At 58.9% G+C, this 15977-nt stretch carries 16 protein-coding genes; 4 read left to right on the top strand and 12 right to left on the bottom strand.

The window, feature by feature from the left end; translation table 11 throughout:
* Positions 1-13: 13 nt before the first annotated feature.
* The 8 genes from GOW09_RS16615 to trpS form a co-directional block, all read right to left on the bottom strand.
* Entirely contained in the window at positions 14-1012 is a 999-nt protein-coding gene (locus GOW09_RS16615) for a BMP family protein (RefSeq protein WP_171119679.1), read from the bottom strand.
* Positions 1013-1151: 139 nt separating this feature from the next.
* A complete protein-coding gene (locus GOW09_RS16610; protein WP_171119678.1) occupies positions 1152-1586 on the bottom strand; it encodes an N-acetyltransferase in 435 nt (144 codons plus the stop codon).
* A complete protein-coding gene (tsaB, locus tag GOW09_RS16605; RefSeq protein WP_171119677.1) occupies positions 1583-2173 on the bottom strand; it encodes a tRNA (adenosine(37)-N6)-threonylcarbamoyltransferase complex dimerization subunit type 1 TsaB in 591 nt (196 codons plus the stop codon). Before tsaB ends, GOW09_RS16610 begins: the two co-directional genes overlap by 4 nt.
* Entirely contained in the window at positions 2163-2726 is a 564-nt protein-coding gene (locus GOW09_RS16600) for a NifU family protein (protein WP_152456863.1), read from the bottom strand. Before GOW09_RS16600 ends, tsaB begins: the two co-directional genes overlap by 11 nt.
* Positions 2727-2795: 69 nt before the next feature.
* Entirely contained in the window at positions 2796-3389 is a 594-nt protein-coding gene (locus GOW09_RS16595) for a 2-hydroxychromene-2-carboxylate isomerase (protein WP_171119676.1), read from the bottom strand.
* 9 nt (positions 3390-3398) lie between these two features.
* Positions 3399-3854, bottom strand: coding sequence for a universal stress protein (locus GOW09_RS16590; RefSeq protein WP_152456865.1), 456 nt, complete (start codon positions 3852-3854; stop codon positions 3399-3401).
* A 77-nt stretch (positions 3855-3931) separates the two neighbouring features.
* Entirely contained in the window at positions 3932-4795 is an 864-nt protein-coding gene (locus GOW09_RS16585; RefSeq protein ID WP_171119675.1) for a branched-chain amino acid aminotransferase, read from the bottom strand.
* A 59-nt stretch (positions 4796-4854) separates the two neighbouring features.
* The gene (gene trpS, locus GOW09_RS16580) at positions 4855-5883 is read right to left on the bottom strand and encodes a tryptophan--tRNA ligase (RefSeq protein ID WP_171119674.1); all 1029 of its coding nucleotides are present in this window, start codon (positions 5881-5883) and stop codon (positions 4855-4857) included.
* An 86-nt stretch (positions 5884-5969) separates the two neighbouring features.
* Here trpS and GOW09_RS16575 point away from each other — a divergent pair, with 86 nt between their 5' ends.
* A complete protein-coding gene (locus GOW09_RS16575) occupies positions 5970-6656 on the top strand; it encodes a rhomboid family intramembrane serine protease (RefSeq protein ID WP_171119673.1) in 687 nt (228 codons plus the stop codon).
* Here GOW09_RS16575 and murJ read toward each other — a convergent pair whose 3' ends face one another.
* The 3 genes from murJ to GOW09_RS16560 are packed head-to-tail and all read right to left on the bottom strand — an operon-like array spanning position 6657 to position 12134.
* A complete protein-coding gene (gene murJ, locus GOW09_RS16570; protein WP_171119672.1) occupies positions 6657-8198 on the bottom strand; it encodes a murein biosynthesis integral membrane protein MurJ in 1542 nt (513 codons plus the stop codon).
* Positions 8195-11014 carry a [protein-PII] uridylyltransferase gene (locus tag GOW09_RS16565; RefSeq protein WP_152456870.1) on the bottom strand — a complete coding sequence of 940 codons (2820 nt, stop codon included), beginning with the start codon at positions 11012-11014 and terminating at the stop codon, positions 8195-8197. Before GOW09_RS16565 ends, murJ begins: the two co-directional genes overlap by 4 nt.
* Positions 10974-12134: a penicillin-binding protein activator gene (locus GOW09_RS16560; protein WP_152456871.1), complete on the bottom strand. Its 1161-nt coding sequence runs from the start codon at positions 12132-12134 to the stop codon at positions 10974-10976. Before GOW09_RS16560 ends, GOW09_RS16565 begins: the two co-directional genes overlap by 41 nt.
* 88 nt (positions 12135-12222) lie before the next feature.
* Here GOW09_RS16560 and rsmI point away from each other — a divergent pair, with 88 nt between their 5' ends.
* The 3 genes from rsmI (at position 12223) to gshB (ending at position 14447) form a co-directional block, all read left to right on the top strand.
* A complete protein-coding gene (gene rsmI, locus GOW09_RS16555; RefSeq protein ID WP_171119671.1) occupies positions 12223-13080 on the top strand; it encodes a 16S rRNA (cytidine(1402)-2'-O)-methyltransferase in 858 nt (285 codons plus the stop codon).
* A 1-nt stretch (position 13081) separates the two neighbouring features.
* Positions 13082-13453 (top strand): YraN family protein, encoded by a 372-nt coding sequence (locus tag GOW09_RS16550; RefSeq protein ID WP_171119670.1) that lies wholly within the window; start codon positions 13082-13084, stop codon positions 13451-13453.
* 61 nt (positions 13454-13514) lie between these two features.
* On the top strand, positions 13515-14447 hold the full coding sequence (gene gshB, locus GOW09_RS16545) for a glutathione synthase (protein ID WP_152456874.1): 933 nt from the start codon (positions 13515-13517) through the stop codon (positions 14445-14447).
* Here gshB and GOW09_RS16540 read toward each other — a convergent pair.
* Entirely contained in the window at positions 14444-15958 is a 1515-nt protein-coding gene (locus GOW09_RS16540) for a YifB family Mg chelatase-like AAA ATPase (RefSeq protein ID WP_171119669.1), read from the bottom strand. The two genes, gshB and GOW09_RS16540, sit on opposite strands and share 4 nt — an antisense overlap.
* Positions 15959-15977 lie beyond the last annotated feature (19 nt).

Genomic DNA, 15977 nt, shown 5'->3' with positions numbered 1-15977 from the left:
GCCCCGCGCGTTATCAGAACTGCAGCGCCGGGCAGCTGTCGTTCTCGTAATAGCTTACAACATTGATGTCGCCGTTGATGATCGCCTTGCGGGCTTCGTCTACGGCGTCGCTCATGCGAACCGAAACAAGCTCTTTGTTGTTTTCATCCATGGCAACGCCGACCCCATCTTCGGCCAGACCCATGATGAAAACGCCGGTTTCAACGTTTTCGCCTGCTTTCATCGCTTCATAAACAGCGACGTCCACACGCTTCAGCATCGAAGTCAGAACTTTGCCTGGGTGCAGGTGATTCTGGTTGCTGTCCACACCAATCGACAGGATGCCCTCGTCAGCCGCAGTTTGCAGAACGCCAACGCCGGTTCCGCCGGCCGCAGCGTAAATCACATCAGCGCCCTGGCTGATCTGCGCTTTTGTAAGCTCCGAACCTTTTACCGGATCGTTCCAGGCAGCAGGCGTTGTTCCTGTCATGTTGGCAACAACATTGATGTCTGGGTTCACGGCCTTCGCGCCCTGGGCGTAGCCGCATCCGAAATGGCGAATCAACGGGATGTCCATACCGCCGATGAAACCAACGGTGCCGGATTTCGACGCCATGGCGGCCATCATGCCGACCAGGTAGGATCCTTCGTGCTCGGCAAAGCCAATCTGGCGGATGTTTGGAGCGTCCAGCCAAGTCACGTCAACAGCGACGAATTTGGTGTCGGGGTAATCACTTGCAACAGCGGCCAGGGCATCGGCGATTCCGAACCCCATGGTGATGATCGGATTTGCACCGGATTCCGCAAACCGGCGCAGGGCCTGTTCGCGCTGCGGTTCTGCCTGAATTTCGATTTCCAGATACTTGCCGCCGGTTTCATTCGCCCAGCGCTGCGCGCCGTTGTAGGCGGCCTCGTTGAAGGACTTGTCGAACTTGCCGCCCAGGTCAAAGATCACCGCCGGTTCGGCCAGAACCGCTCCGGCTGACATTGCGACGGCAGCAGCAGCACCCATCAAGGATTTCATCAGGGTCATTTCAGTCTCCCAATTTTATTTTGTTGGCACAGGGTCAGATTAGCCCCGTTCACCCACTTTTAGCGAGCATAACTGTTGTGATGGCGGGTATTAAGGGGGTTTGCAACCACCATGGTCAACTGAATTCTGACCAAATGGTCTAAAAAACGGGCGATTGCCGTTGGGGCAGGTCGCATTCCATTACAAGTGCATCAACTTTTGGGCCCGTTTCGCGCGCATAATACGCCTTGCGCAGCCCGCACTGCCGATATCCGCATCGATTGTACAGGGAAATGGCCGCAATGTTGTCGGCCGCGACATCCAGAAAGGCACGCGTCGCCTGCAAATCGATCGCCTGATCATGCCATTCCTGCATGAGACGAAGTGCCAGGCCCTGCCTTTGAAACGAAGGGTGGCTCGCAATTGTCAGCAACTCGGCTTCGCCCGCAATCACCTGAAACAGTGCAAAGCACCGGGGATCTCCGACGGCATGAGTAAAGCGGTTTTCAAGTAGAGCGGCGAATTCATCTTCTGTCCAGCCGCGCGATTGCGAAAACGCTGCGGCGTGGGTCGATGCCATCTCGTGCGGTGTCATTCGTTCAGCAGAACAGGGGGGGTATCGCGGGACGGAGCCGCGTCGGCGGGCCTTACGTACAAAGGTGCAGGCGGCAAGCTGGTACGATCCCAGCGCCGCGCGGCCAGCCGGGCGATGGCTTGTGCCAGCAAGGCAGGGTCAGAGCAGGAATACAACGGCCCGCCATGTTCCGCTTCGGCCCGAGGCAAGAGACACGGATCGGCACCGGGCATTTTCACATAAACCTGGTCGCGCGGGGCAGGGATCGCCGGTGTCTGCCCGCCTTCCGCCAGCTCACGCAAGGCATCGAAGCCGGAAACTCCGACCGCAGGGATTTCCAGCCCAAGTGCAAGACCCCGCGCGGCCGAAACCGAAATACGGATGCCGGTGAAGTTCCCGGGCCCTATCCCAACGCCGATCGCGTCCAAACCGGCCCAATCACATCCGGTTTCCGCCAGAACGTCTTCCAACAGCGGAATCAATCGTTCGGCTTGTCCGCGTGACATCGCTTCGGCACGGGACGTCACGATTTCGCCGTCGCGCAACAAAGCGGCCGCGCAATGCGCGGCCGATGTGTCAAATGCCAGAATAGTCGGGTTAGACGGCAACAGGGCGAACCTCGGTCACTTCCGGAATGTAATGGCGCAGAAGGTTTTCGATACCCATCTTCAGGGTCAATGTCGAAGACGGGCAACCCGCGCAGGCCCCCTGCATGTGCAGATAGACCACGCCGCGATCAAACCCGTGGAACGTGATATCACCTCCATCCTGAGCCACGGCAGGACGCACACGGCTGTCCAGCAAATCCTTGATCTGATTGACGATATCAGCGTCCTCTCCAGAGTGTTCGGCATGGCCCGAGGCCCCGGCGGAATCTGCGCCCATAACAGGCTGGCCGGATTGATAATGCTCCATCACCGCGCCAAGAATGGCCGGTTTGATGTGGTCCCACTGAACGTCGTCCGATTTGGTAACGGTGACAAAATCGTTGCCAAAAAACACGCCAGTCACACCGTTGACCGCAAATATGCGTTTGGCCAGAGGGGATTTTTCGCCCGCTTCCGCAGTTGGGAAATCCGCTGTTCCAGCTTCCAGCACCGTTTGGCCGGGCAGGAATTTCAACGTGGCCGGATTGGGGGTGGATTCGGTCTGGATGAACATGAGGGCGCTCCGTCTGATGTGCTTCTGATATGCGCGCAGGCGCACGGGAAGTCAAGATTTGGAACGATTCTAAATTGTGGAAGCGTATTCTAGTGCATCATCCAGACGGTCATCGCCCCAGAACAACTCTTCCCCGGCCAGAAAACTTGGTGCACCAAACAGACCAAGCGCGTTGGCGCGGGCAGATTGTTCGAACAGGGCCTGTTTTATGTCGGTGTCCCCTGCACGGTTCATCAGGCTGCTGCGCAGCCCTGCCTCGTCGAGGCAGGAGGCCAGTACGCTGTCCTCGGAGATATTCTGCCCGGCGCCGAATTCGGCGCTGAAGACGGCCCGAACAAACGCCGCCCGTTCCCGATGATCCTCGATGGCCAGAACCAGACGTGCTGCCCTGAGCGAATTCTGCGGAAATGGATCAGGCTTTGCAAAAGGAAGCCCGCGCGCCTTGCACAGACGTTCCATATCGCGCCACATGTACCGCCCTTTGGCCGGATACAGGTTGAAAGGTGAGGTGCGCCATCCTTGATCCTCGAAAATCGGACCCAACAGGAACGGGTGCCATTCAATGTCAACGCCTTTGTCTTGCGCGGCCGCTTCGATCCGCATCGCGCTGAGGTAGGAATAGGTCGAGGCGAATTCGAACCAGAACTGTATCGTCTTCGCCATCGCCGCTCCTCAGGTTATTTCTTCCAGTTTCTCTTTGCTCAGATTGCCCGGAACGATCGTGATCGGAATCGGCAGGCTACCCGAATTCTTCGTCAGTTGAGTCACCAACGGACCAGGACCTTTCTTGTCGGTCCCTGCCCCAAGTACAAGAACACCAATCTCGGGATCGGACTGAACATGTTCGATGATCTGTGCCACGGGATCGCCTTCGCGAATGGCCAGTTCCGGTTCCACGTTCTGCTTGTCCCGCATCCATTTGGCAAACACTTCGAAATGCGCGTGGATACGTTCGCGGGCTTCTTCACGCATGGTTTCGGCCACACCGATCCAGTGATTGAATTCGTCGGGCGGGATGACAGACAGGACCGTCACACCACCTCCGGTATGGGCAGCCCGCATCGCGGCGAACCGCATCGCGTTGAGGCATTCGCGGCTGTCATCCAGAACGACTAGGAACTTACGCATGGGTATCCTCTTTAGGTTTCCGGGATCATGCCCGACCGATCGCACGCTGGCAACTCGGGCAAGCCTGAGGCTTTGCGCTAGCGTTGGCTTGCAGCCCAATCCCAATAGAGCGCGCGGGCACGGCGAGCAACAGGACCCACCTGAAATTGCGTATCCTCCAGTGCAGTTACCGGTGTGACCTTGCTCATGTTGCCGGACATGAAGACCTCGTCGGCCTCGTGGAAATCCTCGAAGCTTAGAACCGTTTCGTGGACCTTTACTCCATCTGCGCGCAGGTTTTTGATATGCCGTGCTCGGGTAATTCCAGCCAGGAAGGTTCCGTTCGGGATCGGTGTAAAGACTTCGCCATCCTTCACCATGAAGATGTTGGCCGTCGCCGTTTCCGCCACATGCCCCATCGCATCGGCCACCAAAGCGTTGGAAAAGCCTTTCGAGCGCGCCTCTTGCAGCATGCGGGCGTTGTTGGGGTAAAGGCACCCCGCCTTGGCGTTTACGACCGCGCTTTCCAGAACCGGGCGGCGGAAGCGCGTGGTCGACAGAGTGGCCGACGCGGTTTCCGGGGCCATTGGGATTTCTTCCAGGCAGATGGCAAAACCGGTGCTGTTTTCCTGCGGGACTATTGCCGTGCTGTCACCGTCGATCCCCCAGTACATCGGGCGAATGTAAACGGCTGTGTCCGGGCTGTAGGCCTGCAACCCTTCGCGTACCAACTCGACCATCTGTTCGGTCGTCATGGTCGGCGTCAGCATCAAGGCTTCGGCTGACCGGTTCACCCGTGCGCAATGGGCCTCCAAATCCGGGGCCACGCCGTCAAAATATCGCGCGCCGTCAAAGACCGAAGATCCCAGCCAGGCGCCATGATCCGCCGCGCGCATGATGGGTGCGTCCCCCTCATGCCATTGGCCTTGAAAATAGGTCCGGATGTTCGTGCCGGTTGCCATGACGCCCTCCTTTGATTCAGGCAAACCCTAGGAGGGCGTCAGGCGAAGGTCCAGTGCAATCAGCGTGATGCGGCGCCGACCATGCCAACGATCTCGTAAGTCTTTTGCAGGATCGGAGCAGCGATTTCACGTGCGCGCTCGGCGCCGCGGGCGAGAATCCGGTCAATCTCGGCCTGATCCCCCATCAGGCGTGACATTTCGGTCGAGATCGGAGCCAGTTTCGCCACTGCCAGATCGGCCAGCATCGGTTTGAACTCACCGAACTGCTTGCCGCCTACTTCGGACAGAACCTGTTCGATGGTTTGATCGTTCAGGGCCGCGTAGATATTGACCAGGTTACGCGCCTCGGGGCGGTCCTCGAGCCCTTCGGCCTCTGACGGCAGAGCATCAGGGTCGGTCTTGGCTTTGCGGATTTTCCTGGCAATCGCTTCGGCGTCATCCGTCAGGTTGATCCGGCTCATGTCAGAAGGATCGGATTTCGACATCTTCTTTGATCCGTCCCTCAGGCTCATGACCCGTGTGGCCGCACCTTCGATCACCGGCTCGGTGACGGGAAAGAAATCGACGCCGAAATCGTTGTTGAACTTGATGGCGATGTCGCGAGTCAGCTCAAGATGCTGTTTCTGGTCTTCCCCGACCGGTACGTGGGTTGCGTGATAGATTAGAATGTCCGCAGCCATCAGAGCAGGATAGGCAAACAAGCCAAGCGAAGCGTTCTGCTGGTTCTTGCCGGCCTTGTCCTTCCACTGGGTCATGCGCTGCATCCAACCCATACGAGCAACACAGTTAAATATCCAAGCCAGTTGCGCGTGTTCCGGCACTTGGCTTTGATTGAACAAAATCGATTTTTCGGGGTTTAGTCCAGAAGCGATGTAACCGGCACAAAGCTCCCGCGTTGCGTGCTGCAACTCGATTGGATCTTGCCAGACCGTGATTGCATGAAGATCGACCATGCAATAGATGGTTTCAAATTCCTCGCTTTGCATTCTCACCCAGTTCCGAAGCGCACCGAGATAATTGCCGAGGTGCAGGTTACCCGAAGGCTGTGCGCCGGAAAACACGCGGGGCGTGAACTGGGTCTCGGTCATCAAAGGGAACTCCTGTCTGGAAAAATCAGCCCCCGTCGCTTACCCATGAGGCAAAGGGACGTCAACAGCCGCGAAAGGCCAGCCCGATGAGCAGTGAGCATTACACACCCGCCGTAAACCCGTTGCCGCCTGTTGTGGTGGCGCTGGTTCTGTTCATCATCGGCGTAGAACTGGCCTTCACGCTGGGAGCGCGCGGTTTGATCGGAGGGCCGGCGGCAGTGGGCTGGCGTCTGGACGCGATACAGCACTATGCCTTCTCGGCGGATATTTTCGATTGGATGGTGCTGAACGGGCGTTGGCCGTTCGAACATCTGGTCCGGTTCGTGACCTATCCCTTTGTATCCGCCAACTTTACGCAGGCGATTTTTGTCTGTGTCTTCGTTCTGGCGATGGGAAAAATGGTTGGTGAGGTTTTCGGTGGTGTCCCCATGCTGCTGATCTTCGTCGTCTCGGGGATTGGCGGCGCGTTGAGTTATGCCGTTTTGTTGGACCCGCGCTATCCCCTGATCGGAGGGTTTCCACCTGTTTATGGCCTGATCGGAGCGTTCACGTGGTTGTTGTGGCGCAAACTGTCGCTTGTGGGGGCAAATCAGGCAAGGGCGTTCCAACTGATCGCCGTTCTGATGGGCATTCAGTTCCTGTTTGGTCTGATCTTCGGCGGAAACGCGGAATGGGTCGCCGATCTGGGCGGGTTTGCCACTGGCTTTGGCATGTCATTTCTGGTGGCGCCGGGGGCCTGGGCCCGGATCGTCGGGCGCATCCGCCGCGATTGATCAGGCCCGGCGCAAGGCGCGTTTGAACTCTGACAATTTGAACGCTCCCAGGACATGACCAAGACAGAAATACGAGACGGCGGCGACCACGATCAGGACCAAAAGCGCAAGATAGCGCCAACCGGGAATGTCCAGCGTCCAACCTAAGAAGTGGATCAACGCAAACAAAACCGCGCCCATACCGACCGAGGCCAGAACGATCCGGCCCGCACGTGCCCTGAAACGATCATCGAAACGCGCTTCTTCGCCCATGCGACGTGCCCCGATCGCCAGAAGAACAACCATGGCCCAGCCGGCAGTTGACGCGGCAATCGCAGGGGCGATCCAACCCACCAGCGGAAATAGGCCAAACGCCAAGGCCGCGTTCACGACCATTGCGACCACCGCATATCGGAACGGGGAACGCGTATCCTCGCGCGCAAAGAAAAGTGGTTGCAGCAGTTTTTGCAGCATGAATGCAGGCAGACCGATGCCATAAATCGCGACCGCCAGAGCTGTCGCAGCGGTATCCTCGGGACTGAACTGTCCCCGTTCGAACAGTACCGAAACCAGCGGGTTCGGGATGATCAGGAACGCCACGGTAGAGGGCAGCGTCAACAGCAGCATAAATTCCCCGGCGCGGGAAAACGCGTTGCGGGCCCCGTCCTTGTCGTCGGCGCGCAGGCGGCGGGACAGGTCGGGCAGCAGGACAATGCCAATGGCGATTCCGACGACGCCCAAAGGCAGTTGGTACAGGCGATCCGCGGCGAACAGCCAACTCACGGCCTTTTCGGTCTTTGATGCCACCAGTTGTCCGACCACCAGATTGACCTGGGTGACCCCCATGGCCAAGGCGGCGGGAACCGCGATGCGGACCATCCGGCGCATCTCGGGCGTCAGGTGGGGCAGGCCGGGGCGGATACGGATACCTGCACGTTCGGTCGCCACCCAGACCAGCACCAGTTGTGCGACGCCGGCGACCGGAATGACCGAGATCAGCCATCGTATCACCTCACCGCCGGAGATGGCCCCGGCAATCAGCGCGGTGCAGGCAAAGATGTTCAGCAAAACAGGTGCCGCTGCGGCCGCGGCGAACCTGCCGGTTGCGTTCAATACGCCCGAGAACAGGGCCGCCAAGGACATGAAAAGGATATACGGGAACACGACATAGCCATAGTCCACGGCCAGATCGAACCGTTCATCGCCATAAAACCCTTCGGCTGTCAGCCACACCAGGCCGGGCATGAAGACCATGGCCAGCCCGACCAGTGCCAGAACAGCCAGGGCCAGCAGGTTGAACGCATCCTGCGCGAAGCCCTGTGGATTCTCATCCGCTTCCAGCCGTTTCGAGAACATGGGCACAAAGGCTGCGTTAAACGCGCCTTCGGCAAAAAAGCGGCGGAACATGTTCGGCAGGCGAAAGGCCGCCACGAAAGCATCCATCACCGGCCCGGGGCCGATGAAGGCGGTCAGCAGAATTTCCCGCAGAAACCCCAGTATTCGACTGGCCAGCGTCCAGAAACCGACCGTGAACAGGCCCGAGACCAAGCGTATTTGCTTCATGACGCAGCACGCTCGGCGCCTTCGGTGATCGCCTTGCGCAGCTTGGCCTCGAGCCCACGTTGCTTGCTTTCCGAATGGTACTTCAAGCCGAACATATCCTTGACGTAAAACGTATCGACCACCTGTTCGCCATAGGTCGCGATCACCGCATTGGCGATGTAAACATTGGCTGCGGCGAGGGTGCGGGTCAGATCAAACAGCAGGCCCGGCCGGTCGCGGGTGTCCACTTCGATGATCGTGTAAATTTCAGAACCGTCATTGTCGAAGGTAATATGCGTTGGAACGTTGAAGGCACGCTCGCGTTTCTTGATCTTGTCGCGTGATTTCAACGCCTCCTTAGCAACGACTTCGCCGCGCAGTGTCTTGTGAATCATCTGCGTCAGACGTGGCAGGCGCGAGGCTTCAAACGGGTGCCCTTCGGCGTCCTGAATCCAGAAGGCATCGGTGACATAGCCGTCTTTGGTGGTATAGCTGCGCGCATCCACGACATTCGCGCCGACCAGGGCCAGCGCGCCGGCAATGCGGGCAAAGATACCGGGGTGATCGCCCATCGCAAAACAGGCTCGGGTTGCGTCGCGATCCTCGTCAGGTTGCAGGCGGATCTCCATCGCGCCGGGGTCGCCGCTTTGTTCCAGCGCACGCAGCATGTTCGCAAACTCGACATGTGTAGCCAGATTGAGACCCTGCCAATACGGGTCATAGTGGCGCCCCGTCTCGGATTTGAGGTCGGCCTTGGACCAGGCTGCCAGTTCGGTGCGCAGGGCTTTCTTTGCCTCGGCGCCGCGATTGGCGCGGTTGAGGTCCTCCATCCCGGTTTCCAGCGCGCGCTTGGTTTCGGCGTGAAGGGCGCGCAAAAGCGTGGCTTTCCAGTTGTTCCATGTGTTCGGTCCCACGCCGCGAATGTCGCAGACGGTCAGAACGGTCAACAGGTCTAGCCGTTTGACGGTTTGAACTGCCTTGGCGAAATCACGCACTGTGCGGGGGTCTGAAATGTCACGTTTCTGTGCCATGTCGGACATCAGCAGGTGATAGCGCACCAGCCATTCGACCGTTTCCGAATCTGCTTTGTTCAGGCCCAGTCTTGGTGCCACCTTGCGCGCGATCTGTGCCCCAAGGATCGAGTGATCCTCGGGGCGCCCCTTCGCGATATCATGCAGCAACAGGGCGACATACAGCACCTTGCGATTGACCCCACCTTTCAGAATCGAAGAGGCAAGAGGCAGCGATTCAATCAACTCTCCGCGTTCGATCTGGGCCAGGTTCACGATGCACTGGATGGTATGCTCGTCCACCGTATAGCTGTGGTACATGTTGAACTGCATCATTGCCACGATGGGCTCGAACTCGGGCAGGAAGGCGGATAGTACGCCCAGTTCGTTCATCCGCCGCAAGGCTCGCTCTGGGTTGCCGTGTTTCAGCATCAGGTCCAGAAAGATGCGCCGCGCCTCTTTGTCATTGCGCATTTCGTCGTCGATCAGATGCAGATTTGCCGCCACCAGACGCATGGCATCCGGATGGATCAGCATTCCCGTTCGCAAGCCTTCTTCGAACAGGCGCAGAAGGTTTACCTTGTCGGACAGAAATTTGTCAGGGTCCGCTACGTCCAGACGACCGTGAACAACCCGGTATCCCGCTTTGACCCGACGGCGCCTGCGGAAAATACGCTCCAGCAAAGGTGCGCCTTTCACGTGCAGCGCCTCAAGCTTCGTCAGAAAAATCCGCGTCAACTCGCCCACACGCGTGGCTTCGCGGAAATAGCGTTGCATGAACACCTCGACCGCCCGGCGGCCGGCGTGATCCTCATAGCCCATGCGCGCGGCAACCTCGACCTGCATGTCAAAAGTCAGTTGCTCGGTGGCGCGACCCGTCACCAGATGCAAATGCGAACGAACGGCCCAAAGAAATTCTTCGGCCTGAACGAAAGTCTTGAACTCTTCCGGGGTGAACAGACCCAAAGGCACAAGTTCAGCCACGTCCTGAACGCCATAGATGTACTTTGCGATCCAGTAGAGGGATTGGAGGTCGCGCAACCCCCCTTTGCCCTCTTTCACATTGGGTTCGACCTTGTAGCGCTCTCCCTGTTTCAGGTGCCGCTCATCTCGTTCGTTCAGTTTGGCTTCGATGAATTCCCGCTCGGTTCCTTTGAACAGCTCGGTTTTCAGGCGTCGCTCAAGCTCGTCGGCCAACGCCTTGTCGCCCGCCAAATAGCGTTGTTCAAGCATTGCCGTGCGGATAGTGAAATCCTCGGTGCCCAGCCGAAGGCAGTCTTTGATCGTGCGCGAGGAATGCCCGACCTTAAGCCTGAGATCCCAAAGGATATAAAGCATCGATTCGATGACGCTCTCGGCCCAGGCGGTGATTTTGTACGGGGTCAGAAACAGCAGATCGACATCAGAAGACGGTGCCATTTCACCGCGCCCGTATCCGCCAACGGCCAGTACGGCGATCTTTTCACCTTGTGTTGGCGTCGCAAGCGGGTGCAGGCGCGTGCTGGAGACCAGCATCGCGGTTCCGACCAGCTGGTCCGTCAGGTAGGTATAGGACCGGGTCAGCGCGCGCGCGTCGAACGGACGCTCGCTGAAGGCATCGGCAATGGCTTTACGGCCCGCTTTCTGAGCGTCACGCAGGATGCGCACTGTTTCAGAACGCATTTTGCTGTTGTCAGAGCTGGTCTCGAACACCTCGGCCAGCGCATCATTGACGCTGACGCTGTCAAAGATGTTTTCGGCAGGGCAAATTAGCGCGCCATCCGGCGCCATGGTCTCGCCCGATCGCTCAGAAACCGGCACCAGAGAAGCTTTGCGGGGCAGGGTCAATCACAACCACCTGTTTATTCTGAATCGTCGCTACGGCAAGGCCGCGTTCATTGGTGCCGTTCGGGCGGAGGCGGAAGATACCGCCAACACCTTGGAAACCGGCATTTTGGGTCAGGGCAGCACCGGTCAGAGCATTGGATTTGCCCTGGCTGACCAAAGCACCAATCGCCGCTATTCCGTCATAGGCCAGACCGCTGATCGGATGAGGCGCTTCTCCATATGTCGCGTTATAGCGTTGACGATAGGCTTGGGCCTTTGACGGGTCGGGCAGGGCGAACCATCCCCCTTGCACGCCCGGCAGCTCCAGCGTTTGCGGGGGGATATCCCAACGGGTTAGACCGATGAATTGTGTCGTCGCCGGAGAAACGCCGGCCTCAGGCAGCAATTGCGAGAAAAGTGGCAAGGCACCCGCTGTCGTTGCCGTCATGAAAATCGAGTCCGCCCCTGTCGAATCGACGGTGGCCTTGATGGTGGGAACCGAGTTGATGACACCCTGTTGCGACCGGTCGTATCCGACCGTTCCCGCATTGTTGACCCGGCTGTTTGCCAGAGCATTGGCGATGGCAGCTTGCCCCACTTGCCCCGCGGCATCATTGCTGTGCACGATAACCGTGTTCGTTTTGCCTTGCCTGCCCGCATAATTCACCAGCCGGTTGGCGGTGTTTTCAAAGGTCGGTCCAAGTACAAATACATTGCCACCCGCAATGCTGGTGTTGTTCGAGAACGAAAGAACATTCACGTTATTGTTCAGTACGGCCAGTCCGGCAGCGTTTGCCGCCTGGGCGTAAACAGGGCCGACAATGATCTTGGCGCCTTCGGCAACGGCCTGCTGGGCCACCGCTGTCGCCGTGGTCGGGTTTCCTGCCGTATCGTAAACACGCAGGTCGATTTTGACGTTGGGCAGATCGGACATCGCCATACGGGCCGCATTCTCAAGGCTCTGCGCCAGCGCGGCGTCACCCGAGCGGGGAACCAGCAAAGCAACCGGAACAGGATTCGAAGTGTCAATCGAAGGGCCACCCCCAACGCCGCCGGGCTCACAAGCGGCCAGAAACGCTGCGGTCGTCAGGGCAATGGCGGCTTTCGCCAGCTTGCTTACGGGCTTGCAAACGGTAAACATCTAAATGAAAACTCCCTGATCCGGCGGCTGTGAATGCTTCTGTTCTGTTGAGCCGCGATAATAAACGTCATGCTGTGAGGGTCCAGCTTTGAATTTCCAAAAGATCAGATTGGCTGCGGGCCTGTATTTTGTTGCCACTCCGATCGGAACCGCGCGCGATATTACGCTCAGGGCGCTGGATGTTCTGGCCTCGGCCGATGTGATAGCGGCGGAGGACACCCGGAGCCTGCGGCGGTTGATGGAAATCCACGGCATCCCCCTGGAGGGTCGGCATATCCAAGCCTACCATGATCACAGCGGCGCCGGGGCGCGTGGCAGGCTTATGGATGCCTTGGCACAGGGGCAATCGGTCGCCTATGCATCCGAGGCGGGTATGCCGCTGATCGCTGATCCGGGATATGATCTGGGCAAGCAGGCGGCCGAAGCCGGGCATATGGTGACCTGTGCGCCCGGGGCTTCCGCCGCCATAACAGCGCTGACCCTGGCGGGTCTGCCAACGGATTCATTCTTTTTCGCAGGTTTCTTGCCCAATGCATCGGGCGCACGCCGGACCCGGATTGAGGCTTTGAAAAACATACCAGGCACCTTGGTGTTCTATGAATCCCCAAAACGTGTCTCGGCCAGCCTTGCAGATCTTGCGGATTGCCTGGGGGCAGATCGTCAAGCGGCCTTCTGCCGTGAACTGACGAAAAAGTTCGAAGAAATCCGTCGTGGAAGCCTGGCCGATCTGGCAGCAGAAATTCAGGAAAAACCGGTCAAGGGTGAGATCGTTCTGCTGGTTGACCGTAGCCATTCGCAAAGTGTTAACGAATCCGACGTAGAAGAGGCTTTGAAGCGAGCTTTGGAAACTCATTCGGTCAGGGACGCAGCGGATCTTGTGTCAGAAATGTATGATCTGCCGCGCCGTCCAATTTACCAGAAAGCTCTGAAACTGGGAAAGGGATGACATGGGGCGGCGTGCAATTCAGGGCTCGGTTTCCTACCAGGCGGGGCAGTCGGCCGAGCTTCGGGTCGCTTCGGACTACGAGCGCCGGGGGTTTGCAATTGCGCATCATCGGTGGCGGGGTGCCGGTGGTGAAATCGATCTGATTGCGCGGGACGGCGATGGGCTGGTGTTCATCGAGGTCAAGAAAAGCTCCAGTTTCGAAAATGCTGCAGCCCGGATCAGCCAAAGACAAATTGACCGAATCTGTGCCTCGGCCGCGCAATACCTGGAAAACGAACCGGGTGGGCAATTGACCAATGTCCGATTTGACGCGGCACTGGTAGATGGTACTGGCGCGGTTCAAATCATCGAAAACGCCTTCGGTCACGCCTAAGCCCCATTGAACCCTCAGGCCTGCTGGGCCATGTATCTTGCGTGAAACTGAGGGACACGACATGAAAATCGCCTTTCAAATGGACCCGATCGGGGCCGTGGACATCAACGCCGACAGCTCATTCCGTCTGGCGGAGGAGGCGCAGGCGCGCGGTCATTCGTTGTTTTTCTATGGGCCGGATCAGCTGGCCTATCAGGAAGGTCGTATCACGGCGCGCGGCCATGACATGACCGTGCAGCGGGTCGCCGGCGATCCGGCGGTTCTGAGCCCCGAACGTGAGGTTGACCTGGCCGATTTCGACGTGGTCTGGCTGCGTCAGGATCCACCCTTTGACATGCACTACATCACGTCCACCCATCTACTGGACCGCCTGAAAGGGCAAACGCTGGTGGTCAACGACCCGTTCTGGGTTCGGAACTATCCTGAAAAACTGCTGGTTTTGGATTTCCCTGACCTGACGCCGCCGACAACGATTGCCCGTGACATAAAAACGATCAAGGCGTTCAAGGAAAAGCACGGCGATATCATCCTAAAGCCGCTTTATGGCAATGGCGGTGCGGGCGTGTTCCGACTGGATGCCAATGACCGCAACCTGACCTCTCTGCACGAGCTGTTCACGGGGTTCTCGCGCGAGCCTCTGATCGTGCAAAAGTTCCTGCCGGATGTCAGCAATGGCGACAAGCGGGTGATCCTCGTGGACGGTGAACCGGTTGGCGCAATCAACCGGGTGCCGGCCGCGGGCGAAACGCGGTCAAACATGCATGTGGGCGGACGCCCGGAAAAGATCGGGTTGTCAGAGCGTGATCTGGAGATCTGCGCCGCCATCGGGCCGCTGCTGAAGGAAAAAGGTCAGATTTTTGTCGGGATCGACATCATTGGCGACTATCTCACCGAGATCAACGTGACCTCGCCCACCGGTATTCAAGAGCTGGAACGGTTCGACGGCGTGAACATCGCCGAAAAGATCTGGCAGGCGATTGAAGCCAAGGTCTAAGCCATGACCCGGGCGCTGATGCGAAAGCTCAGCGCCTCTGCAACATGTGGCCTGCGGATGTCGCCTGAACCGTCCAGATCGGCGATCGTCCGCGCCACTCTCAGGATCCGATGAAAGGCACGGGCCGATAGGCCGAACCGATCAGCCGCCTTCAGCAAAACTGCTTTTCCTTCTGCATCGGGTGTTGCGATCTGTTCCAGAACCTTGCCTTCGGCGTCGGAATTCTGGCGCAGGTCCGGCATTCCCCGAAACCGCTCTGCCTGTATGGCGCGGGCGTTTTCAACCCGCGTGGCGACTGTCGCCGAGCTGTCGCCGGATGGGGGCAGATCAAGATCGGTGAAGCCCACAGGCGGAACTTCGATACGCAGGTCGAACCTGTCCATCAGGGGCCCCGAGATACGGTTCAGATAATCCTCGCCGCAGCCGGGTGCGCGAGAGCAGGCGCGCGATGGATCCGTCAGGTAGCCGCATTTGCACGGGTTCGCGGCGGCCACCAGCATGAAGCGGCAGGGGTATTTCACATGGGCATTGGCACGCGCCACCATGACTTCTCCGGACTCTATTGGCTGGCGCAGGGTCTCCAGAACCGCACGCGGAAACTCGGGAAACTCATCCATGAACAGCACGCCGTTATGCGCCAATGAGATTTCACCGGGCTTGGCACCTTTGCCCCCGCCGACAATGGCTGCCATCGAGGCCGTATGATGCGGTTCCCGAAAAGGACGCGTGCGGTTGATGCCGCCTTCATCCAGCAACCCGCACAGGGATTGGATCATCGAAGTTTCCAACGCTTCGACTGCGGTCAGCGGAGGCAAGATGCCCGGAAGCCGTGCAGCCAGCATGGATTTGCCCGACCCCGGCGTGCCGATCATGATCAGATGGTGACGCCCGGCTGCTGCGATTTCCAAAGCGCGCTTGGCGCGTTCCTGCCCCTTTACGTCGCGCAGATCTCGCACGCTGGGCGTCAGATTCACCTCGCCGGGTTGTGCCGCGGGCAAAGGGGACTGTCCCGAGAAATGGCGGACAACATCGCCCAGGGAACCCGCGCCGATAACCTGAGTGGCGTCGACCCATGCCGCTTCGGCGCTGGAGGCTTTGGGACACAGCAACATGCGATCTTCGGACGCGGCCGTCATGGCGGCGGGCAGGGCGCCGACGACAGGTACCAGAGATCCATCAAGCGACAACTCTCCCAGTGCGACCGTTCCTTCGGCGGCATCGGCTGGGATGACCTCGAGTGCCGATAACAGCGCGACTGCGATGGGCAGGTCGAAATGGCTGCCTTCCTTGGGCAGATCGGCGGGAGACAGGTTGATCGTAATTCGTTTCGACGGCAGAGCGATGGCCATCGCACTCAGCGCGCTGCGGACACGGTCGCGGGCTTCGGACACGGCTTTGTCGGGAAGGCCAACGATGGAAAAGGCCGGCAAGCCGGGCGATACGGCACATTGCACCTCGACCGGGCGGGCTTCGACGCCGTGAAAGGCAACAGTGTGGGCGCGGGCGACCATGGCAGTCCTGTTCTTGGTT

The organism is Ruegeria sp. HKCCA5463, assembly GCF_013034175.1.
Taxonomy (GTDB): domain Bacteria; phylum Pseudomonadota; class Alphaproteobacteria; order Rhodobacterales; family Rhodobacteraceae; genus Ruegeria.
Note: the sequence above shows the minus strand (reverse complement) of the source record. Positions and strands in the feature narration are given on the sequence as shown.